The sequence below is a fragment of the Peribacillus sp. N1 genome (assembly GCF_054600815.1).
The window spans coordinates 706655-729986 of the sequence record NZ_BAAHZO010000001.1; the positions used below are offsets into that span (position 1 = coordinate 706655).

At 41.0% G+C, this 23332-nt stretch carries 20 protein-coding genes; 19 read left to right on the forward strand and 1 reads right to left on the reverse strand.

From position 1 onward, the window contains the following. Nucleotides 1-49 precede the first annotated feature (49 nt). The 10 genes from ACYP5M_RS03355 to ACYP5M_RS03400 all read left to right on the forward strand — a co-directional run bounded on the left by ACYP5M_RS03355 (nt 50) and on the right by ACYP5M_RS03400 (nt 12449). Entirely contained in the window at nt 50-2116 is a 2067-nt protein-coding gene (locus tag ACYP5M_RS03355; protein ID WP_459734636.1) for a helix-turn-helix domain-containing protein, read from the forward strand. 307 nt (nt 2117-2423) lie between these two features. Beyond that, a complete protein-coding gene (locus ACYP5M_RS03360) occupies nt 2424-4607 on the forward strand; it encodes an acetate--CoA ligase family protein (RefSeq protein ID WP_459734637.1) in 2184 nt (727 codons plus the stop codon). 7 nt (nt 4608-4614) lie between these two features. Next, nucleotides 4615-5073 carry a MaoC family dehydratase N-terminal domain-containing protein gene (locus ACYP5M_RS03365; RefSeq protein WP_063593500.1) on the forward strand — a complete coding sequence of 153 codons (459 nt, stop codon included), beginning with the start codon at nt 4615-4617 and terminating at the stop codon, nt 5071-5073. Between the two features lie 76 nt (nt 5074-5149). Next, nucleotides 5150-5566, forward strand: coding sequence for a MaoC/PaaZ C-terminal domain-containing protein (locus tag ACYP5M_RS03370; protein ID WP_101222084.1), 417 nt, complete (start codon nt 5150-5152; stop codon nt 5564-5566). 35 nt (nt 5567-5601) lie between these two features. After that, nucleotides 5602-6765, forward strand: coding sequence for a thiolase C-terminal domain-containing protein (locus ACYP5M_RS03375; RefSeq protein WP_063593502.1), 1164 nt, complete (start codon nt 5602-5604; stop codon nt 6763-6765). Nucleotides 6766-6776: 11 nt separating this feature from the next. After that, a complete protein-coding gene (locus tag ACYP5M_RS03380; protein WP_459734638.1) occupies nt 6777-7193 on the forward strand; it encodes a Zn-ribbon domain-containing OB-fold protein in 417 nt (138 codons plus the stop codon). A 37-nt stretch (nt 7194-7230) separates the two neighbouring features. Next, nucleotides 7231-8427, forward strand: a complete 1197-nt coding sequence (locus ACYP5M_RS03385; protein ID WP_459734639.1) for an acyl-CoA dehydrogenase family protein — start codon at nt 7231-7233, stop codon at nt 8425-8427. Nucleotides 8428-8441: 14 nt separating this feature from the next. Beyond that, nucleotides 8442-9584 carry an acyl-CoA dehydrogenase family protein gene (locus tag ACYP5M_RS03390; RefSeq protein ID WP_427671462.1) on the forward strand — a complete coding sequence of 381 codons (1143 nt, stop codon included), beginning with the start codon at nt 8442-8444 and terminating at the stop codon, nt 9582-9584. A 55-nt stretch (nt 9585-9639) separates the two neighbouring features. Further along, a complete protein-coding gene (locus tag ACYP5M_RS03395) occupies nt 9640-11115 on the forward strand; it encodes an aldehyde dehydrogenase family protein (protein ID WP_260357605.1) in 1476 nt (491 codons plus the stop codon). Nucleotides 11116-11171: 56 nt separating this feature from the next. Continuing rightward, complete coding sequence (locus ACYP5M_RS03400) at nt 11172-12449, forward strand: MFS transporter (protein WP_459734640.1); 1278 nt, start codon at nt 11172-11174, stop codon at nt 12447-12449. A 114-nt stretch (nt 12450-12563) separates the two neighbouring features. On the opposite strand, the gene ACYP5M_RS03405 is transcribed toward ACYP5M_RS03400, so the two are convergent. Next, complete coding sequence (locus ACYP5M_RS03405) at nt 12564-13295, reverse strand: hypothetical protein (protein WP_459734641.1); 732 nt, start codon at nt 13293-13295, stop codon at nt 12564-12566. A 164-nt stretch (nt 13296-13459) separates the two neighbouring features. Between ACYP5M_RS03405 and ACYP5M_RS03410 the strand changes: the two genes are divergently transcribed. The 9 genes from ACYP5M_RS03410 (at nt 13460) to ACYP5M_RS03450 (ending at nt 23325) form a co-directional block, all read left to right on the forward strand. Next, nucleotides 13460-14344: a hypothetical protein gene (locus ACYP5M_RS03410; protein ID WP_459734642.1), complete on the forward strand. Its 885-nt coding sequence runs from the start codon at nt 13460-13462 to the stop codon at nt 14342-14344. A gap of 276 nt (nt 14345-14620) precedes the next feature. Next, nucleotides 14621-16240 (forward strand): amidohydrolase, encoded by a 1620-nt coding sequence (locus ACYP5M_RS03415; RefSeq protein WP_459734643.1) that lies wholly within the window; start codon nt 14621-14623, stop codon nt 16238-16240. 105 nt (nt 16241-16345) lie between these two features. Further along, nucleotides 16346-17578, forward strand: coding sequence for an allantoate amidohydrolase (locus ACYP5M_RS03420; RefSeq protein ID WP_459734644.1), 1233 nt, complete (start codon nt 16346-16348; stop codon nt 17576-17578). A 136-nt stretch (nt 17579-17714) separates the two neighbouring features. Then, nucleotides 17715-17915 (forward strand): DUF3311 domain-containing protein, encoded by a 201-nt coding sequence (locus ACYP5M_RS03425; protein WP_095393819.1) that lies wholly within the window; start codon nt 17715-17717, stop codon nt 17913-17915. Further along, nucleotides 17912-19396, forward strand: a complete 1485-nt coding sequence (locus ACYP5M_RS03430) for a sodium:solute symporter family protein (RefSeq protein WP_459734645.1) — start codon at nt 17912-17914, stop codon at nt 19394-19396. Before ACYP5M_RS03425 ends, ACYP5M_RS03430 begins: the two co-directional genes overlap by 4 nt. Before the next feature lie 58 nt (nt 19397-19454). Further along, on the forward strand, nt 19455-20321 hold the full coding sequence (locus ACYP5M_RS03435; protein ID WP_459734646.1) for a nitrilase-related carbon-nitrogen hydrolase: 867 nt from the start codon (nt 19455-19457) through the stop codon (nt 20319-20321). 259 nt (nt 20322-20580) lie between these two features. After that, the gene (locus tag ACYP5M_RS03440) at nt 20581-20898 is read left to right on the forward strand and encodes a DUF3870 domain-containing protein (RefSeq protein ID WP_434169548.1); all 318 of its coding nucleotides are present in this window, start codon (nt 20581-20583) and stop codon (nt 20896-20898) included. A gap of 168 nt (nt 20899-21066) precedes the next feature. Then, on the forward strand, nt 21067-22227 hold the full coding sequence (locus ACYP5M_RS03445) for a DUF819 family protein (protein WP_459734647.1): 1161 nt from the start codon (nt 21067-21069) through the stop codon (nt 22225-22227). 15 nt (nt 22228-22242) lie between these two features. Beyond that, complete coding sequence (locus tag ACYP5M_RS03450; RefSeq protein ID WP_101222097.1) at nt 22243-23325, forward strand: dipeptide epimerase; 1083 nt, start codon at nt 22243-22245, stop codon at nt 23323-23325. The last annotated feature ends 7 nt before the right edge of the window (nt 23326-23332 follow it).

Consider the following 23332-nt stretch of genomic DNA (forward strand, 5'->3'; position numbering starts at 1 on the left):
ACACACTGAGTACTTTGTATTTAGACGCAGTTTGAACTAGGAGGTATTCATGTTGAATAGCAATGATAGACAGAGTGGAAAAATGGAACCGAACCAAAAGAATGAGAGCCTTAAGTATTTATCGAAACGTTGGTCAAGCAAAATTAATAATTTTTTGGTTCTTTGCATATATGAGCAAAACAATCAATATCATGATTTCAATAATAAATTCAAAACACACAAATTAAAAAATTCGAAGGGGTTTCTAACCTTTAAAGATGGATTGAACAATAAAAGTTTTGTTATTTGGGAACAAGCATATAAAGAGAATGAAGAGCTATTTGCCAAACTGAGGTTAACGGCGAGAAACGAAACATTGTCACATATTGCCCAACATGTCGTATTCTATCTATTAAGTGAATATGAAAGGGTTTCTACAAAAAATCATGCTGTTTTAAAAGAAAAACATTTAATGGAAGATTCAATTTACCAAATGGAAAAAAAATTAAAAAATGAAACTTTTTTGGCAGAGAGATCGGTTTGGGAGGAATTTTACAGCTGGTTTAGACTGCTAGTAAAAGAATGGGTCCTTGAAGAAATAGCCTTATCAATAGGCCTTAATGAAATGGAAAGACTTGATGATCAAGCATTAAATAAGTTATTTTACGAGCATCTCACAAAACATTTTACTGAAAACACTGGATTTTTATCGAGAGTAACAGATATCGTTAATGAATATATTAAAGAGTGGATCGATAAAATCATGAGTGAATTTAATATCGAAAACAATACGATCGAAAAGATAGAAAACCTGCTATGTTTTAAGAGGGATTTTCAGACATCAGATTTATTATTATCCACAATGAGGGATTTTACTTTCAACTTTACCGTCCAAGATCATTTGCTTGTTATGAATAGTGCTCCATATCAGTCAGTTAGAGATGCAATTTATAAAAAAAATTTCGAAATCATTGGAAACATTCCTTGGCCTGCAACCCCAATATTAAAGGGTAATACAGAAGGCTTCATACAAATAATCCCTTTTGGTAACGATCATATAACCTATGGGCAGACGAATGTGAAAGAAGCCTGGAACCGAGTCCACTCTTTATCTGATGTGGATGTAGATGTTTTTGATGCTCTTTGCAGCCTTTTCCTGTCAAAGGCTGCTCATAATGAGGAAACAGTGGAAATTTATTTAAATGACCTCCTTTCAATTCGAGGATTAAAGCCAAAACTTGGTGGGTTTGGGCGTCGAGGTGGTTACGAGTCAAAACAGCGTGCTCAAATTTTGAAATCGCTTACAAATATACAAAGCATATGGATTAACATTAACAAAGCTACCATCTATGAAAAAGGTAAGCCTGTTCAGACAAAACTACAAGGGAGGACTTTTATCTTTAAAGATCGTAATGGCGTTGAATATGATATATCAGAAGAAGCAGACAGGAAAAAGATAACGTTCACGATCGATAAGGTTTTCGCCAAATATCTTAATGGTTCTGCACGGCAAGTTGCCCTACTTTCAATAAAAGCACTTCAATATAATCCATATAGGCAACTTCGGGAAAAACGGCTTACAAGATATCTAAGCTGGCGTTGGAGGACCCAAGCAAGAAAAGGAGACTTTTTACAGCCGAATAAAACCAGTACCCTATTGGAATCGATCGGTGAAAAATTAAATGACCGAACACCATCTCGAACTAGGGAACGTTTCGAGAAAGCTTTGGATGTTCTACTGGATGATGGCGTTATTGCATCATGGCATTATGAAAAGTGGGATGAATCCATAGCCGATTATAAAGGATGGGCCAGTATTTGGCTGAATTCGATGATATTAATAGAACCGCCTGATATCATAAAAGAGCAATATCGCTCCATAGAAAAGAAACAAAAAACAAACACTGGCAATCGTCTTGCAAAGCAAGACCCGGCTAACCTGAAGAGCAGCGATCATATTGGTGAGCAAATAAGAATCACAAGAAAAAAACTCAACCTCTCTTTATATCAATTAGCAGAAGAACTGGAGATATCAGCCCCATATGTCAGTAACATTGAGAGAGGGATGAAAATTCCATCCTCGAAAATTCAAACGAAAATGAAGAAATGGCTGGAAAAACAGGAACATATTAATTGATCATGAACAAATTAACCCTATTCCTTTATCAGGAGGAGGGTTGTTTGTGTTGCCATATACATAAAAAGCATTGGCGCTTATCTTGTTCCAATGTCGGGGCTATGAATGTAAGAAGTCGGGGTCATCCAGAACACATATTTTCCATTCTATTCTTTTAACCCTGCTGTATATGAGAAATTTCGTCTTTTAAAAATAATTAACTTCCTAATGTTTTAAATGAATTTAACAAACTATGAATTTCTAGAATATTAACCCCCTCCATGTAAGATTAGTTCAAAGATATCTTTTTTAAGTAGGGGGAAGATTCATGATAGAAAATAAACATTCAAACAATTCTCATGAAACGCTTGAGCCGTTATTCAATCCAAGATCCATCGCAATCCTAGGTGCCTCCAAGAGTGAATACAAAATCGGGAATTTACAGGTCAAAGCCCTTTTGGATGGTCAATTTAATGGGGAGATTTACCCAATCAACCGTAAAGCAAAAGAGATTGAAGGGATTAAGTGCTATGAATCTTTGTCCGATGTTCCGAATGAAATTGATTTAGCCATTTTTTGCCTTGGGGCGAATCAGGTGCAGCAAGGATTAGAGGAATGTGCACGAAAGAAAGTGAAAGCAGCCATCATTTTTGCTGCTGGTTTTTCTGAAACAGGAAAAGAAGGCATCAAGCAACAGGAATTGTTAACAGATATTGCAAGAAAGAATGGAATACGGATAGTGGGTCCCAACTGTGTTGGATTAGTGAATTTGTCGAATGGCTTGATTGGCACTTTTTCCCCTGCCATTCAATCAGTGCCAATAAATGACCAAAGAGGGGTAGGATATGTCTCCCAAAGCGGTGCGTTTGGTGTTTTGACTTATATGGCAGCAGCTCAGAATGGATTGAGTTTCAATTATTTCGTGAGTGTAGGAAATGAAATGGAAACTGAATTCTCGGATGTCATTGAATATATGATCCATGATTCAAAAACAAGTGTGATAAGCGGCTACTTGGAAGGTGCAAAAAACCCGGAAAAATTACGAAGCCTGGCAAAAGAGGCATTGGATAGAAATAAACCCATAATTGTCATGAAAACCGGAAGGAGCAAGGCTGGAAGCAGAGCTGCTGCTTCACATACAGGTTCACTTGCGGGATCGGATCAAGTATATGATGCCTTTTTTAAGCAAGCTGGCATCGTAAGGGCCGATGATTATGAAGATATCATATCTTTTTCAAAGCTATTCCTATCAAAGAAGCTTCCAAATGGACGCAATACGGTTATTATCACCAGTTCAGGCGGGAGGGGAATAAATGAAGCGGATCGCTGTGAATCATACGGACTTACCATCAACCCACTGAGCTCAAAGACAATAACAGAAATCAAACGTAATATACCCGAATATGCAAGCGCTTCCAACCCTGTGGATTTAACAGCGGCCGCATCTGTTTCCAATCCTGAGTTATTTCTTGCACCATTGAGGGCACTTGTAGAAGATCCGGATGTCGATAACATCATTTTTACTGAGTTTCCCTTTAATTGGACTGCCGAGCACCCTTTGCTTCAAGAGTTTATTGAAATTTGTACAAGCTCAGATAAATTTGTTTTCATTACCTCTTTTCCATTAGACGGCATGACCCTTCCCCTTGGTACCGATGAGCTCGTGAAAAATGGCATACCGGTGATCCCTGGGAACCTTAATCCGATAAGAGGGCTGGCGAAACTAGTTGAATACAGTGAATTTTATCGAAAAAATCTTGAAAATCAAGTTTCCAATAGTACAAAGAAAATAGAGAAACAAAACTTACAGGACATGCTGAAGCCCGGTACTGCATTAAGTGAATTCGAAGCTAGTATGGTTTTGGAAAGATACAGGATTGCTACCACGAAGCGTGTTATAGCTGCAAATGAAAACGATGCAGTACAAATCGCTAACAGTATCGGTTATCCGGTTGTGTTAAAGGTCGATTCACCGGATATACCACATAAGACGGAAGCTGATGCCATTCGATTGAATGTAAAGACCGATCTTGAGGTCAGAAAAGCTTTCACAGATATTAAGCGGAATGCACTAAATTATAAACCTGAGGCTACACTAAACGGCATTTCCGTTCAGGAAATGTTACCTGATGGAGTGGAAATCATTATTGGTGCAAGTGATGATCCTGTATTTGGACCGGTTATCATGTTTGGTCTAGGGGGAATATTCGTTGAGATCTACAAAGATATTTCGTTTAGAATTGCTCCACTGTCAAGGCAAGATGCACTTGAAATGATTGAAGAAATCAAGGGCAAGGACATTTTAATGGGAGCACGCGGGAAAGCACCGGTTGATATTGAAGCCATCATTGATGTGTTATTAAAGGTTTCCTCTATAGTTACAGATTATAAACATTCCATTGACGAATTGGATATTAATCCATTGCTGGTCTATGAAAATGGAATCAAGGCCGCTGATGCCATGATTGTTGTAAAAAATAATGTGGATGATAATACCGTTATTAGGGGGTAGAGAGCAAATGGAACTTGATCATTTGACCGGATTAACAGGAGCTGAATTTATATTTGAAGTCGAAAAGAGGCATATCCGCCAATTTGCTGAGGCAATTGGTGATTTTAATCCCTTATATGTGGATGAAGAATATGCTGCGAAAACTTCATATGGTGGCATTATAGCACCGCCAACCTTCCCGATTGCCATTGGTCAGGATAGCGGCGAAAGCCTTGACTTGGGCCTCGAACAAAAGAGAATGCTGCATGGTGAACAGGAGTTTATTTATTCCCGCCCCATTAGGCCAGGTGATAGATTGCATTGTCAGATGAAAGTATCAAATGTATACGAACGGGAAGGAAGAAAAGGTAAGATGCAGTTCTTGGTACTTGATACAGAAATGAAAGATGAGTCAGGTGAAATGGTGGTCATAAGCCGAACAAATATCATCTATCGGCCCATTAGGAGTGATCACGCTCCTGTCTGAAAAAACATGATGATAATTAATGGCATTAAAGTATCAATATCAAATTCCAGCAAACTGAAAACAGGAGGAATCAGGGATGTTGAACTATGAAAGTTTACATGAAGGTCAAAGACTTGAATCTCTCTTCAAGCCACCTGTAACCAAGGTACAACTTGTTAAATATGCCGGAGCTTCAGGGGATTTTAATCCATTACATACCGATGATGCATTCGCACAAGAGATTGGCATGCAGGGTGTGATTGCTCATGGAATGCTTGTAATGGGCTTTCTCGGTGAATATGTAATGAAACTGGCTGGTGATCAAGCTGTACCGGCAAATTTTAAAATGAGATTTGGTGCTGTAACCGTACCAGGAGATCGGATCACGTGTTCTGCTTTCGTTAAAAATTTGTATGAAGAAAGAGGTCAACGCTTTGTAAGGCTGGACATTATTGCAGAAAAGGAACCAGAACAAGTTGTCGGTTCAGGTGAAGTGGTTTTACGGATTAAATAAAGGTTACAAGTTATCAAATAGTAGGAGGGTTTATTATGGAAAGCATTAAAAATCGCTATGCCATTGTCGGTGTAGGGGAAAGTGAGCGTTCTAAGAATTCCGGTACAACCCCGTTACATTTGGCGTTGGACGCTGCTCGAGCTGCATTGAATGATGCTGGGCTTCAAGCGAAAGATATTGATGGGTTCATGAGCTATTCGGAAAACGATTCTTGTACATCTCATCAATTAGCAACATATTTAGGGGTCCGTCCCAAATATGTTAAGGATATTTTGGGCGGGGGAAGCAGTACCGAAATGCTGATAGCTGACGCTGTTGGATTAATCGAATCAGGTCAATTGAATACGGTGTTGATTTATCGTTCCATGAATGGACGCTCAGGCGTGAGGATGGGCGGAGGCGGATGGGATGTAAATATGCTTCAAACAGCCATAGAAGGCGGAAGCTTCATCATTCCTTACGGTGCTGGCAGTCCGGCTCAGTGGTTCGGACTTTTTGCGACGCGACATATGCATGAAACCGGGCTGACAGAGGAACATCTTGGGCATGTCTGTTTAGCTTTTTACGAACATGCTCAAAGGAATCCTAAAGCATACTTTTATGGTAAACCATTAACGATGGAGGAATATCTTAAAACGCCCTATTTAAGCTATCCATTTAAAAAACATGATTTCTGCATGGAATCCGATGAAGCAAATGCAATCATTGTCACTTCAGCAGAACGTGCTGAAGGATGCAAGTCCAGACCGGTATACATCATGGGTTTATCTGCTAGGCAGTGTGTGTCCCATGCACATTATTGGAATGATTTAACCGAAGTGGCTGCTGACTATGTCGCGCCTGAAGTATATAAAATGGCTGGAGTAAAACCTGAAGATATTGACGTTGCATCCATATATGACTGTTATAGCTGGGTTGTACTTCGGCAGTTGGAGGCTTATGGATTTGCACCGCGCGGAGAGGTCGGTGACTTTGTAGCCGAAGGAAACTTGCGGATCGGCGGGAAATTACCTTCGAATACAGCAGGAGGAATGCTATCGGAAGGATATACACATGGAATGAATAACGTATTGGAAATCGTACGTCAAGTTCGTCACGAATACAAAGGAACCGATCGGCAAGTGGAAAATTGTGAAATCGGAATCTGTACTGGCTGGGCTGGACCGGATATGGCCGGTGCCATGATTTTAAGAAATTAGGAGGGAACAAAATGGAATACCAAAAACCTATTCCGCTAAAAACACAGGATAATAGTCCATATTGGGATGGCGCAGATCGTCATGAACTGATTCTTCAAAAATGCAATTGCTGTCATCAATATTCCCATCCTCCCGGTCCGAGCTGTGCAAAATGTGGCAGTTCGGAACTTAGCTGGGAAAGCCAAGGCAGCGATATTAACGGTAAAGTCTATTCATATATCGTTTCCTATCGGCCCTTCTTACCTGGATTCCAGGATGATTTACCGCTTGTAATTGCCATAGTCGAATTAGATACTCTGCCCCAGGTCAAGTTAATCGGAAATATTCTGTATTGTTCACCAGAAGATATTGAAATGGGTATGCCAGTTAAGATGGTTTGGAAGGAAATTACGGATGAACGGTCACTGCCGCAATGGATTCAGTCATAGAAGTGTAATTTGCAAGCATTAAAGGAGGAAGATATCTATGGATTTTTCGTTTACAACCAAGGAAGAAGAATTCCGTCTTGAATTGAGAGCGTGGCTTGAAAGAAATTTACCTGAAGGTTGGCTTGAAGGAACCAGTAATGTTTCAAAAGATGAAAGAGAGTATGCCGTTTTCCTCAGGAATTGGCAAAGGAAATTATATGAAGGTGGCTGGGCAGCGATTGCCTGGCCAAAAAAATACGGCGGACGAGAAGCGACGTTGATGGAGGAAATAGTTTATCAACAGGAAATGGTTAGAGTAAAGGCTCCGGCGCTTGTGAATTATGTAGGCATCCATATGGTGGGACCCACTCTAATGCAGATTGGAACGGACGAACAAAAAGCAAAATATATCCAAAAAATTCTCACAGGGGAGGAAGTATGGTGTCAAGGATATTCCGAACCGAATGCTGGATCCGATTTATCCGCCATTCAAACAAGCGCCGTAAAGGACGGAGATCGGTGGATCATTAATGGTCAGAAGGTTTGGACAAGCTTTGGCCACTTAGCTGATCGATGCTTTTTACTGGCTCGGACGAATCGTTTTGATAAAAAGCATAAAGGGATAACGGTTTTCCTATTGGATATGAATCAGACGGGGGTGGAAACAAGGCCCATCATTCAAATGGATGGTCAGCATGATTTTAATGAAGTCTATCTGAATGATGCGATTGCATACGATGCTGAAATAGTTGGGGAGGTAGATGAAGGCTGGAAAGTTACGATTGCATTGCTTATGCATGAAAGAACGGGAATCGGAGCACAAGTTTTTACATTGGAGCAACAATTTAATGAACTTGTAGGGTTAGCTAAAGAATTGAAGGAAGATGAAGAGCCATTGATGGATAATCCGCTTGTTCGTCATTCAATGGTAGATTTATATACTCGCTCACGCGGTTCACTTTTGAACTATTATCGTAATTTAACTAAGACATTAAAAAATGGTCATCCTGGTGCAGAAGGTTCGATGGATAAATTGATGGTAAGTGAACTTACTAAAGAGCTGTTGTCCCAATCCATTTCATTACAAGGACATAAGGGTATTCTGTGGAAAGAAGATGCAATCACCTCCAACTCATATTGGCAGGATAATTATCTTTATTCTTTTGGACAAACAATTGGAGGTGGAACGAGCGAAATTCAAAAGAACACTATTGGGGAAAGAATTCTAGGTCTACCAAAAGATATGGGACGTTAAGTTGAAAAGGGGGAATGAAGGTGGATTTTTCTTTAAATCAAGAACAAGAAATGTTCCGCGGATATGTCCGGAAATATTTAGATGGTGCCGGGCAAACAAAAACGGCCCGTGCATACATAGAGGGTGAAACTGGATCTCTAAGGGCCTTATTTTCGGGGCTTGCCGAATTAGGATGTACAAGCATTAATATATCGGAAGATTACGGGGGTATGGGCTTAGGTCACCTTGATTTAATACCTGTACTTGAAGAAACCGGCCGTTCTTTATTCCCGGGTTTATACTTAGAAACCAATGCACTAGCTGTGCCATTATTAGAGAAATTCGGTACTGAAGAACAAAAAGGTAGGTATTTAGCAGAAATTTCGGCTGGTACAAAAACATTCTCGCTAGCTTGGTTAGAACCAGGTGGGAGTTACGGACCTTCTGGTATCAACCTGGAGGCAAAATCCCTAAACGGTCAGTTGATATTAAGCGGAGTGAAAACAATGGTTCCCGATGCTGAGTTGGCTGATCATTATATAGTGTTAGTCCGAACAGGCAAAGGTAACCGAAATGAAGGGATTACATTACTTATCGTCGATCGAAATGAAACGAATTTGACGCTTGAAAGCCAGAAAAACATTGACGAAACCCGACAATTGGCAGCATTGGCTTTCAATGATGTTGAAATTCCAATGGATCAGGTACTTGGATCGATGCATCAAGGGTGGGATGCCATCCAAGAAGGATTACTCTCTTTCAATGCGGCTCTCTCGGCAGTAATAGTCGGGTGTATGGAGAAAGTGGTGGAAATGGCAGCAGAGTATGCGAAGATTCGTGAACAGTTTGGTCAGCCGATAGGGAGATTCCAAGCGATTAAACATAGGATCGTCGATATGAAAATGGATCTCGAAACAGCCAGATCTTTAGCTTATTATGCTAACTGGGCATTGGAAAGCGGTGCAGAAGATCGAGTTCAAGCCATATCCTGTGCACGAATATTTGCCACGAAAGCATTCATACGTATTTCGTCAGACAATATTCAAATTCATGGTGGAATCGGGTTTACAGAGGAAATTGATTGTCACCTTTTTGTTAAGCGTGCAAGGTTCTATGAGAATTATTTAGGAAGCACTGAACAATATTACAAACAGGCCGCTACGGCATTAGGTTGGTAGAAAAGCAGAAGGGGTTACATTCATGTCTTACTAAGCCGAAGGGTGGAGATGAAGGTTGGAAATTTCATATAAAGTGAAAGAGTACCAGAATATGATTAATGGCGATCTGGTTCCCGCTTCTTCCGGGAAGCGGATTGAGAGCTACGATCCGTCAACAGGCAGGGTTTGGGCAACCATTCCTTGCAGTATGGCCCAAGATGCTGAAGCGGCGGTAGAAGCAGCCCGGAGCGCTTTTGCCGATTGGTCTTCGAGACCAGCTATGGACCGGGCAGCTTACCTGAGGAAAATAGGTGACTTGGTCGTAAAGCATGGTGAAGAGCTAGCTGAGTTGGAATCAAGAGACAATGGTTGGGTGATCAGGGAAACGAGCCACGGCCTCATTCCCAGTTTAGCAAGCCTTTGGTATGATGCAGCAGGTGCTACAGCTATTGGAAGTAAGGGAGATACCGTCCAATTGGGACCTTCAAGTGTAGGTTATTCATTGAGGGAACCTCTAGGGGTAGTAGTAGGAATCCTTCCATGGAACTCACCGCTTTTCACTTTTACCATTAAAGCCGCTTATGCGATTGCGGCAGGAAATGCTGTCATTATCAAACCATCTGAATTGGCTTCTGTCGCTTCATTACGATACGGAGACCTGATTAATGAAATCCTCCCGCCAGGAATCCTCAATGTCGTATCAGGAACTGGAGCGGAAGTGGGAGATACTCTAGTAAGCCATCCAGATGTGAACAAAATCAGTCTGACCGGTTCTGGAGGAACGGCAAGGGCGATAGCACAATCGACCGCACGAAATCCTAAGCCCATGATTTTGGAACTTGGCGGGAAATCGCCAAACATAGTCTTTGCGGATGCAAACCTTGAAAAAGCAGCACAAGGGGTGACAAACTTTGGGATATTTAGCGGCAACGCAGGCCAACTATGTGTAGGCGGATCGAGGATTCTAATTCAAAGGTCCATATTCGATGAAATGATCATTAGGATGAAAGAAGTGATGGAACAGCAAATTCAACTGGGTGATCCAATGAATCCAGCCATTTCAATGGGACCGATCGCTAACGCTGCTCAATATGAAAAAGTCCTCTCATATATAGAATTAGGCCAAAAGGAAGGAGGGGAAATCATCATCGGTGGCCGTCATGGAGGTGTAAGCCTATTACCTGATGAACCCAAATTAGCTGACGGCTATTGGGTTGAGCCAACATTGATCAAGGTCAATAGTAATTCTCTCCGTATCTGTCAAGAAGAAATCTTCGGTCCGGTAGCGACCGTTATCCCCTTTGATACGGAAGAGGAAGCCATCACCATAGCTAATGACAGTGATTTTGGTTTAGGAGCTGGAGTATGGACCTCGAATTTGGATCGGGCACACCGTATGGTCCGCAAACTGGAATCGGGTAATGTGTGGGTGAACTTGTTTCGCAGGGTGGGGCCTGAACTCCCATTCGGAGGCCAAAAAAGCAGTGGATTTGGAACGGATACCATTCTTGAATATACCCGTGAAAAGACCGTTTATATGGAAATAGGATGAGTTCTTATGAGATTAGCACGGAATTTGCTGTAAATAGTGGACTGGGGGTACTGTAAATGGCACAAGATTCTAAAGGCATTTTTTATGGATGGTATGTAGTGTTGTGTGGCTTTTTCATCATGTTCGCCGGTTTCTCGATAATAAATTCCCTGCACAGTTTGTTCATGGTCCCGGTTACAGAGGATCTAGGAATAAGCAGAACCACTTTTTCCATTGCACTTTCCATTGCTGGCCTTGGAGTGGCCGTTGCTTCTCCGATCATGGGTAAATTACTCACTAAAGGGAATATGAAATTGATCATGTCAATTTGCGTAGTAATGGCCGGAGCAGGATTCATGTCATACTCTCTTGCAAACTCAGCTGTATATTTTAGTATCATTGGCTTTGTTATTGGCATCTGTGTTGCAGGCTTTTCCAATATTCCCATATCAATCATGTTAACCAATTGGTTTTATGAGAAAAAAGGGAAAGCCATGGGTTTGGCATTTGCGGGATCGGGAATTGGAGCAGCGGTACTCAGTCCGATCATTACAAAATTAATCTCAAATTATGGTTGGAGAACGGCCTACGTAATAGCAGGGATACTGATAATTGTCTTAACATTACCCTTGGTTCTTCTATTTGCAAAGAAAAGTCCCGCGGAAAAGGACCTTGTTCCATTGGGCTCTGACAAAATGGAAATGGCCGAAACTAATGTGGAATCTGAACAGAATGGCTTAACGATGGGGGAAGCAAAGAAGACAGCAATGTTTTGGATTTTCGTACTTGGAATCGTTTGTTTTGCATTAGTCGCTGGCGGGGTGCAAATGCATATCCCGGCATACTTGATCGATATAGGGCATCCAGCCATCTTTGCTGGCACCATTTTTGGAATACTATCTTTGGCAAATACGGTTGGGAAATTGATTTTAGGAGCTGTTTTGGATAAGTACGGTACGGCAGGCGGCGCCATTTATGTAGGCGCCTGCATGACGATTGCTATGGCAGCGCTATTGTTAGCGAAGACACAGGCATTCGCATTCTTATTCGCCATCGCCTTTGGCTTTAGCATTGTGATATCCACTCTTGGGCCTCCCTTCATGACAAATGATATCTTTGGAAAGAAGGACTTCGGCTCCATCTTTGGCATAGTGCAAGTTTTTTTTGTGGCGGCAGGCTCATTGGGTGTGATCGTTTCGGGTGTAATCTATGATTTGACAGAAAGCTACCGTGCAGCCTGGATCTTCTTTCTTTGTTTATTCATCTTCAGTATGGTTTGTGTACTAGCGGCAAATAGCATGAAAAAAAAGACGATCAGAAGAATCAAAAATATTTCCGACCAAAAAATTGGATAGTTTGACAGGGCTAAAAGTCATATGGAAGGGTTTGTTTTCCATTAAACAAAACAGGATAAAGAGCGGCAGGCTGGATTGCTGCTCTTTACCTTACTGTTAAACTATATGATTGTTTTAAAATTTTTCACTCCATTCCTCATCTTCAAGCGGCACACCATTAGTACTGATATATTCTACAATCATGTTTCCATGTTTAAGGACTTTATCTTTTTTTAAGGCATTGATGACTGCGTTAAAACGGTCTTCATCTGCGTCCTGTTTCTTACGTGAAAGGGTAATCCTTATGGTTGGGGAAACATCATAATCTTTATAGCTGGCCGGTATATTCGGATCAATCTTCAATTCTTTCCCGACACCCTCATCAAACACCAAGAGTAATTGATTATAATCGCCTATTTCTTCTTGAATCTCCTCCCAATCTTCATTCACTGTAATATCTCCCAGTTCCTTGGATATCAACACGTCACCCAGTTCTTTTTCAACATAAGGCCGGATTTCTTTTTCTGCATCATCTTGCCATTTTTCAGATAGGAATGTATCCTCCATTTCCCCTGTTTCATCATTGAAGAAAACTAGAAATTGAGTCCCGTATTTTTCATGTTTCACTTTAGCTGCGTATTCAAAATGGCCCCAGTTTCCCATATTATCGTATAAGACATCATATATTTCGGTTCCTTCATCAAAAGTTTTCTCTAAATATCGTTCAGCTTGATCCCGGACTTTCTTTTCTTCATCAGGATCTGCTTTCATACTTTGTGTGAATGAAAACATAAGAAGCATCACACCGGACAAGATGATTAAAAAAACACCTAGTAAAGCCAGTAAAATCTTTTTTGTTTTGCTCAAGGAACACCCTCCTGTTATCTCTGCTATTTCTCAATAATTCCCATATTATTCTAACATTTTTACCGCTTATTTTACTATGCGAAATCTAAATTACCTGACCTCCAAAATATCGGGATACTTTGTTACAATATTTAAATGGTTAGTACCCAAAGGGGGAGATCAACTTGGAAACCTATCAAAGAAAAATGAATCATAATCGGGATGAATACAGAAAGTTGCGTTGGAAACAGCATCGTCTACAAGTTACAGGTTTATTCGATGCCGTATTTTCGAAAAAAGCGTTCGTTGATAAAGTGGCTATCGTTGGTGCAGGCAATTGCGATGATTTGGATTTAGAATATCTGGCAACTAAGTGCAACTCCATATATCTATTTGATATTGATATGGAAAGTATGGAAAAGGGTACGGCGAATTTGCCTGAACGTACCCGGGAGAAAATTCAACTTGTTGCAATCGATGTAACAGGCCTAGATAAAGTGGATTTTGATCGCCACCTATCTTCCATGCTAAATCGTGGTGAAACGGCAAAGGGAATTATTCAATATTTAAGGGATACCGAGAATCGGTTAGGTCAGCTTTCTGAAAGGGTTTTTGCTAATTATTATAATGATTTTGATATCGTGGCAACTTCCGCCATTTATACCCAACTATTTTATAATTGGGCCAAGGAACTGCTTTCTGATCATGCAAACCACTATCAGAATAAAGACGCAGAAGAGCTGAAAAATGGAATTTTAGATTTAAGGGATGAAATCGTTCGTACAATGAATCACTCTATATCTAAAATTGCCAAGCAAAAAGGATTCTGTATTATATGGTCCGATATCTTAAAAATCGAACCTGAGTATATGGATACCATTAATGAAGGGCTGAATGCCATCTTTGCATTGGCCTCAAACGTGGGATACGGGGCAGCATTGATAGGGGTAAAAACGTTTATTGAAAAAGTGGAAAAAAGTGAATTAAGCCTTCGATACTGGACATGGGATTTTAATGCTAACAAACAGTATTTGACCATTGGCATTATCGGGAGATTGAATGGGTTGTAAATTGAAAAATGGAGGGATAGATAGGCATATCAGCAGCTATCTATCCTTTTTTTGTCCTTTAGGCGACTGGGCCAGCAAACCATTGGAAATAAGACATTATTATATAAAAGGTATAAAAAAACGATGGAATTTTTGACTATTTGTCTAATGATTTCACTAACTGGTGTGGATATAATGAATCTATTAAAAACAGAATATTCCGATATGTGAAAGTGGAACGCAGTAAATGATGATGAAGTGGTAATGAATATGACCAATAAGGAAGGGGTGTGTTGTTTGAAAGCAGATATTGTGTTCATAAATGGCGAGGTCATAACCGTAAATCAAAAAAATGAAGTAGCAGAAGCCCTTGCTATTAAAGGTGATCGTATCTTGGCAGTCGGAACGAATCAGGAAATCAAGGTATTTATCGGTGATGAAACAAATGTGATTGATTTGCAGGGAAAGTCATTACTACCTGGATTTATAGATTCTCATATTCATCTTATATTGTACGGTGTCAATCAATTGGCAGTAAGTTGTAAAGCTGAACATATCAAATCGGTAGAAGATTTGTTAGTCGATCTGAAGAAGCAAGCTTCGACAATCCCTAAAGGTGAATGGATTCGTGCCTGGGGCTTCAATGAGACTGCTGTGAAAGAAAAACGTTATCCTACAATAGCGGAATTGGATGCTATTTCAACGGACCATCCCATTATTGTAACCCGTACATGCAGCCATATTAGTGTGGTGAATAGCAGGGCGTTAGAGATTGCCGGAATAGATGAGAACTCAGAGAATCCAACTGGAGGGATCATTGAAAAGGATAGGAAGGGAAGAATTACAGGCAAACTCATTGAAACAGCAAATATGATAATGGCCGACAGAGCAAGTTATTCTGAGAGTGAACTGTTGAAAGCAGTGAAAATAGCATCTGAGCATTTCATAGCAGCAGGCATAACAAGCATTCATGAAGCAGGTGCTCATGGTCCTGAAAGTTTCCGTTTAATGCAGCAGGCCATAAAAAATAAGGATATTCGTGTCCGAATCTATGCGATGGTCGGTTCATTGAATAATTCCCATGAATTTGTAAATAAAATGGTGGATTCGGGAGTCATAACCGGAACTGGGGACGAAAGATTCAAAATCGGACCAGCTAAATTGTTTACGGATGGCAGCAGTACCGGTCCGACAATTGCTACCCGTAAGCCCTATTCGAGTGATCCAGGTTATTCCGGAATTCTTTATTATAAAGAAGAGGAAATCTATCAAGTATTAGGTCAAGCACATAAAAAAGGCTATCAGATCACAGTCCATGCCCAAGGGGACAAAGCGATAGAGATGTATTTAAATTGCGTGGAAAAGGCTTTGAATGAATCGCCAAGAAAAGATCATAGACATAGGATCGAGCATGCCGGAATATCTTCTCCAGATTTACAAATGAGGATGAAAGAACTTGAAATCATCCCAATCCCCAACCCCCCATTTCCTTATGAATTCGGTGATATATATATTGAACATTACGGTAATAGGGTCAACCACATGTACGCCGCCCGTGATTTTATTGATAATGGAATCTTGGCCGCAGGCGGTTCCGATGCTCCGGTTACTGATCACGACCCTTTATTAGGCATACACGTTGCAGTTAATAGAACAAGCAGGTCAGGTACGAAAATAGGTACGCTTCAATCGATTAGCGTATTGGAAGCCATTAAACTATACACTTGGAATGGCGCGTTTGCGAGTTTCGATGAAGATGTCAAAGGCAGCCTGGAGGCAGGTAAGCTGGCCGATCTAGTAGTATTGAATGATAGTATATTGAAAGTGGATTCCCAAAATATCAAGGATTTGAAAGTTGAATCAACGATTCTGAATGGGGAGATTCTTTATCATAGGGAAACATTGGTAGAAATATAATCTAGCGTAACTACTCTAAAACAACAAGACCTTCACTTTCATTTTTTTGGCTTAAGCGAACGTAAGTGGGATTTAGCAAGTTATTAAAAAAGGGGGATATACGCTATGAAAAAGCAAAAATTATTAATTAATGGTGAGAGGCTGAGTCGAACGCTAGAGAAATTTGCTGATTTTGGACGAACAGAAAACAACGGAGTCACAAGGCTATCCCTTTCCGAAGAAGATCGATTAGTCCGTGATTACTTTTGCGCTTGCTGTAAAGAATTGGGTATGACAATTAAGGTTGATGATATGGGGAATATTTACGCTACTTTGGCGGGACTTGAAAATAAACCTCCTATTGTAATGGGATCACATATGGATACAGTAAAAAAAGGCGGTCGGTTTGATGGTATCTTGGGTGTAGCTGCTGGCTTGGAAGTCGTTCGGACTCTGGTCGAAAATAATATCCAACCTAAAATTCCGGTAATGATCGTCAATTTTACGAACGAAGAGGGAGCCAGATTCGAGCCTTCCATGATGTCGTCGGGAGTTCTTTCAGGTAAATTCGAAAAATCCATCATGCTGCAAAAGAAGGATAGTGAAGGAACCACTTTCAAGAGTGCTTTGAATGCCATTGGATATGCAGGGGATATAGAGTCTCGTTTAAAAGAAGCGACTGCATTTCTAGAGTTGCATATTGAACAAGGGCCCATTCTTGAACGTGAATCCCTCACGATCGGTGTCGTTGAATGTGTCCTTGGTATGGTGTGCTATGAGATAGAAGTTACAGGCGAATCCGATCATGCAGGAACCACCCCAATGAATATGAGAAAAGATGCTTTCTTCACTGCGAATAGCTTGATTATGGAGGCTCGTCAGAAGCTAGGCATGCTTGATGACGATTTGGTTTTCACGATGGGCAGGGTGAATGTGTTTCCCAATATCCATACGGTGATCCCGAATAAAGTGGTTTTTTCGCTAGAGGCAAGACATAAGGATTCCAAAGTCATCGAAAAGGTGGAGGAAGTCATTAAAACCCTTATAACTACAGGTTCAGAAGACGGCTGCGACATCCAAGCGAAAAAATTGTGGGACAGGGATACCGTTTGGTTCGACAAATCCATTTGCAATTTGCTTGAGCAATCGACCATTTATCTAGACCTACCCTATAAAAGAATGGTAAGCGGTGCAGGACATGATGCACAGTTTATAGCTAGTTATATACCTACTGCCATGGTTTTCGTTCCAAGCATCAACGGTAAAAGTCATTGTGAAGAGGAACTTACTAGTTGGGAAGATTGTGAAAAAGGCGTCAATGTAATACTGGAAACGGTCCTGGCCATCCAGTCATCTTAAGACGAAAATATGGTCGGTTGTAAGCAGGTAATGAAAGTAAACAAAGGGTGCTATCAAACCATCAGTTCAGTATGAAAGTCAGCTTGACTGATGGTGATGCATCCGTGTAAGGAACCTAAATGGGGGAGGGTATAATTTGGATGCTATTAAGCTATTGCTTTTTGTTCCGTTTATAGGGTTTTTAGGTTTATTGCCCTACGCAAATAAAATAGAACCGTACATATTGGGGATGCCTTTTTTGTTATTTTGGGTTGCATTTTGGATGGTGATGGCATCGATTATCTTAATGATTGTCTATAAGTTCGATCCTGATAATAAAGGAAGTGATTCTGAATGAATATCTCATTACTCATCATTTCCATCTTCTTGGTTCTGGCACTTTATTTAGGGATAAAAGCAAGAAAAGGAAAGGATATGGACATGGAGCAATTTGCCGTAGGAGGCAGGGGCTTCGGTACATTCTTCATTTTTCTGCTGATAGCAGGTGAAATTTATACAACTTTTACATTCCTGGGCGGAAGTGGGTGGGCTTACTCGAAAGGTGCCGCTGCTTATTATGTTCCTGCCTATATATTCTTAGCCTACGTCCTATCATATTGGCTCGTTCCTAAAATATGGAGATATTCAAAACGTCATTCCATTATCTCTCAGCCAGAGTATTTTGCGGCTAAATATAAAAGCAGGTCAATGGGAATGATCGTTGCTGTGTTGGGAAGCTTAGCCCTCGTGCCGTACATAGTCATACAGCTCAAAGGATTAGGTATCATTGTTTCCGAAGCGTCTTACGGAGCGATTTCACCAGTTGCTGCAAGTGTCATCGGTGCTGTAGTTGTAACTACCTATGTGATGATCTCAGGCATTCATGGATCAGCATGGACAGCCATACTGAAAGATTTCATGATTTTGGTGGTCGTTATCTTTTTAGGGATTTACATTCCATTTCATTATTTCGGAGGTATACAGCCAATGTTCGAGACCGTGCAGGCTGCTAAACCGGAAATGTTGGTTTTGGCAGATCAGGGATTGAGTCAGTCCTGGTTTGTGTCCACCGTTTTGCTAAATGCACTAGGATTTTATTTGCTGCCACAAACATTCATGGTCGTTTTATCGTCTAATGGGGAAAGGACCCTTCGCAAAAATGCGATTGCTTTACCGTTATACACATTGTTATTGCTTTTCGTTTTTTTCATTGGGTTTACAGCCATCTTGGAAATCCCGGGTTTGCAAGGAGCTGATGGGGATCTCTCACTTTTAAGGCTGGCGATCCAAACATTCGATCCATGGGTGATTGGGGTTATCGGAGCTGCAGGTTTATTGACGGCGCTTGTGCCGGCTTCAGTCATGCTAATGGCTGCATCGGTAGGTCTGACAAATAGCTTTTATAAAGTTCTGGTTCCCGCTGCAACTGAAACACATCAATTGATTGTCTCAAGAATCATTATTATTGGTATCTCAATCATTGCTTTAATTGTAACGGTAACGGGGGGCGAGGCTTTGGCCATCTTGAATATCATGTCATACAGTTTAATTACCCAACTGGCACCTTCCTTGTTTTGCAGCTTGCCAAAAACAAATATTATCAATAAGTATGGTGCAATGGCAGGAATACTGGCAGGCGTCCTGATTGTTTTATATGCGACAATTGCAGATGTGAAGGTTGCTACATTCCTGCCGGATACCCCACATGTAATTAATGATATCAGTACAGGCGTCATAGCTTTATTGATTAATATACTAGTAACATTCATTGTAAGTGCACTGACTAAACATATCTCTATGCAACAGACCGAAATGAATGATCTGGATAAGATATCCTGATTTCTTTTTAACAAGACTAATCGAAGTACGGATAAAAGCATGATTTGGGAGGGCTTTTGTGAAAATTAAAATAACGGCTTGTCAATTTCGTGTAGGAAAGGTGTCAGCCTTCAATGAATTTCAGGAACAAGTAGAAGAGTTGATTACCCAAGTTCCCGAAAACTCGGATTATATCATTTTTCCTGAACTGTTAACCATAGGGTTATCAGCGGCCTTTGGAGAACAGGATGCTTCGTCCCTTACCAGGATTGATGAATATACCAATCAATATAAAGATCTTTTCAGGTCACTCTCAAGAAAAAGAAAACAGGTCATCATTGCCGGCACGCATCTGGAACGACGTGAAAATGAATATTTCAATATTGCATACATTTTTGATAAAGACGGATCAGTCGTTGAGCATAAAAAAACTCATATCTTTCCCGCTGAAGCGAATTGGCATACTTCTGAAGGTGATGATTTGGAAGTTTATTCCGTGGGTCCGGTTAAGATAGGGATAGCGGTATGTTATGAAGCGGAGATACCTGAAATTTCAAGGATTTTATCAGTGAATGGGGCCGACATCATTTTTTGCCCATCATACACATTTACAGAGGCTGGTTTTTGGCGAGTTCGTCATTGCGCTCATGCGCGTGCAATCGAGAATCAGGTATATTTTGTTCATTGCCCCACTGTTGGTGAACCAGGGGCACCCCTGCCGAACGGGTATGGCAGGGCCAGTATTCTTAGCCCCTGTGACAGCGCTTGGCCAGCAAATGGAATAGTAGCCGAGGCGGTAATGAATGAACATACGATCATAACCGGTACAGTCGATATGGACGAGCTTTATGAGAATAGAAAAAGTGGTGCAGCAACCACTTTCGAGGATCGCAATCGCCGAAAAGAGTTGTATGCGAAATATAAGCCGTATGAAGGGCTGAAATGATCTGTTGGATCCCGAACCATAGCCCGAATAATGATTGTGAAGGCCGAATTAATCCATGAACGGCCGAATAAAGTGCGGGGGAAGTCGAATCATAACCCTATTGTGCAGAAAACGGTAATTGACTTAATATACGAAATATATTGTCAAATGCTGGCTATATATATTAGAATATATGTAACCATTTCATATTGTAATAATATAGATAGTCACCCTATTTATACCTGTTATGATGTCTGTAATGGCAGGAGGCACAATAAGTATGTTTCAGGAGAATACAGTATATATAGTCGGCGAATCGAAGGCGGCATCCAATAATCCAATTACACAGCAATTCAACTGCTTTTTTATCGGGTTCGTCATTGATCGAGAAACGCATGAAATAGTGGATGCGGAATGCTCGACCACGATATCGATTACATCACGCTTCATTCATTCCATGTTAGTTGGTAAATCCATTCTTAGGCCCGATGAATTGGAGAAAGAAATTGAGCAACGGTACTTTGGTTCATCTCAAAAAGCACTGACCGTCGCCCTAAGAAATGCCAGCATTAAATATCAGCAACTTTATAAGTTATAGCTGCTTCTTTTGTCAATCGCAATTGAAATCCAGCTGTTAAAGAGTGTGTAGGCGCTCTTTGGCAGCTGGATTTTTTTATGTAGGGCCATGAAGACTTCATTGGCGGGTTTGAATAGATTTTATTATCATGAAATCCCCTAAATCCCTAAATATAAGGAGGTATGGAATATGATTCAAGATGGTGTGATGTTTGTCTGTTTTTTATTGGCATTTACTGCCGTGATTGCCGTAGCGGAAAAAAAGATTGGAGGAAAGTTCTTCAAGTATGTTCCTGGGATTGTACTTATTTATATTGGAGCGGCTCTGATGAAAACATTTGGGGTCTTTTCAGATAGTGAGTCAGTCGAAAGTGCATATAGCACCATACGAGGACTCCTGCTGCCTGCCATGTTGATGCTGATGCTTTTGCAATGCGATATGCGGAAAATAATCAGACTTGGCCCAAAGATGCTGTTAACTTTTTTTGCAGCTTCATTCAGCATTATTGGAGGGTTCACACTTACTTACGTTTTAATGAATGGCTTTTATGCGGAAGGAACTTGGAAGGCATTCTCGGCTTTGAGCGCAAGCTGGACAGGGGGATCTGCCAATATGGTGATCTTGCAAGGCATACTCGATGTGCCTGAAAATATTTTTGGCTATGCGTTGATCATGGATACAGTCAATTATTCCATTTGGGTCATGTTCTTGTTTTGGCTGGTGCCTCTTGCTGGAAAATTCAACATTTGGACTAAAGCGGATACAACTTTCATTGATCAAATGACTTCCGAGCTTGAAGCCGGTGAAACCGCCAAGGCGGAATTTGGATTCGTGGAATTGATCGGTTTCTTGGCGCTGGCATTAATTGTTTCAGCAGGGGCAACAAAAATTGGGGAGAGACTGCCGGTACTCGGTGCCGCTGTGAATGGAACCACTTGGACGATCATCATCGCTTCTACCGTAGGTTTAATTCTGGCTGTCACAAAGGTTGGACGTATTGCCGGTTCTATGGAAATTTCCAAAGTCATGCTTTATATAGTCATTGGTTTAATTGCTTCCCATGCCGATTTTTCACAGCTGTTTCAAGCACCTGTATATATTTTATCCGGATTTATGATTCTATTCTTTCATGGATTGATCATGGTCATTTTGGCCAAGATCTTTAAATTGGATCTATTTACAATGGGAGTCGCCTCATTGGCCAATATAGGGGGTGTGGCATCAGCTCCTATATTGGCAGGTTCTTTCAACCGGGCGCTAATACCGGTCGGGATATTGATGGCTGTATTGGGCAGTCTTCTGGGCACCTATTTTGGAATTCTTACATCATATATACTCTCAAGCTTTTAAGGAAGGGTTGTTAATATGAAGATTGAAAGATTACAAGTATCAGTGGAAACCTTGCCGCTTGTCAAGCCATTCAAGACTGCATTACGTACAGCAATGGAAATTGAAAATATCATGGTTTCCGTAAAGTTGGAGGATGGAACGGAAGGTTTGGGGGCTGCAGCCCCTACGGTTGCCATCACAGGTGACTCTACAAAAGGAATCATGACGGTCATTGAAGAAGTGATCACACCACATCTAATTGGGCACGACATCGAGAATATCAATGCATTGTCTCAGCTTATCCAACGATCCTGTGTAGGTAACACAAGTGCAAAAGCGGCTGTTGAAATCGCTATGTACGACGCAGTCAGCAAACGATGGCAACTCCCTTTATATCAATATCTTGGCGGTAAATCGAACGTCCTTAAAAATGATATGACAATCAGCGTTGGAGAACCCGAAGAAATGGCAAAGGCGGCATTGTCCCTCATTGATGGCGGGTTTTCTACGATGAAGATAAAACTGGGGAAAGATTGGGAAAGTGATGTGGAGCGGGTTGCCTGCATTCGTGCTGCTGTTGGCGACCAGGTTATGATCAGGATTGATGCAAATCAAGGGTGGACAACAAAACAAGCGATTTCCATTATTCATGAACTCGAGGAAAGAAAGCTGAATGTTGATTTAGTGGAACAACCCGTCAAAGCCCATGATATTGAAGGGTTGAAAGAAATAAAGAGGTCTGTCCAAGTGCCGATCATGGCCGATGAAAGTTTGTTTTCACCTCGTGACGCCATGAAACTCCTTAATGAACATGCTGTTGATCTCCTTAATATCAAATTAATGAAAACAGGCGGAATTAGACGTGCACTCCAAATTGCCGATATGGCAGAAGCAGCCGGGGTGGAATGCATGATCGGGAGTATGATGGAATCATCCGTGAGTGTAGCGGCCGCGGCTCATCTGGCAACCGCCCACCCAAATATAACGAAGATTGATTTAGATGCCCCATTATGGATTAAAAATGAGCCATATGTAGGCATTCAATTTATGAAAGATCAACTTCTAATTTCCGATAAACCTGGACTGGGAGTCAAGAGGAAATCCTCTTTTTCTCAATAAAAACAAA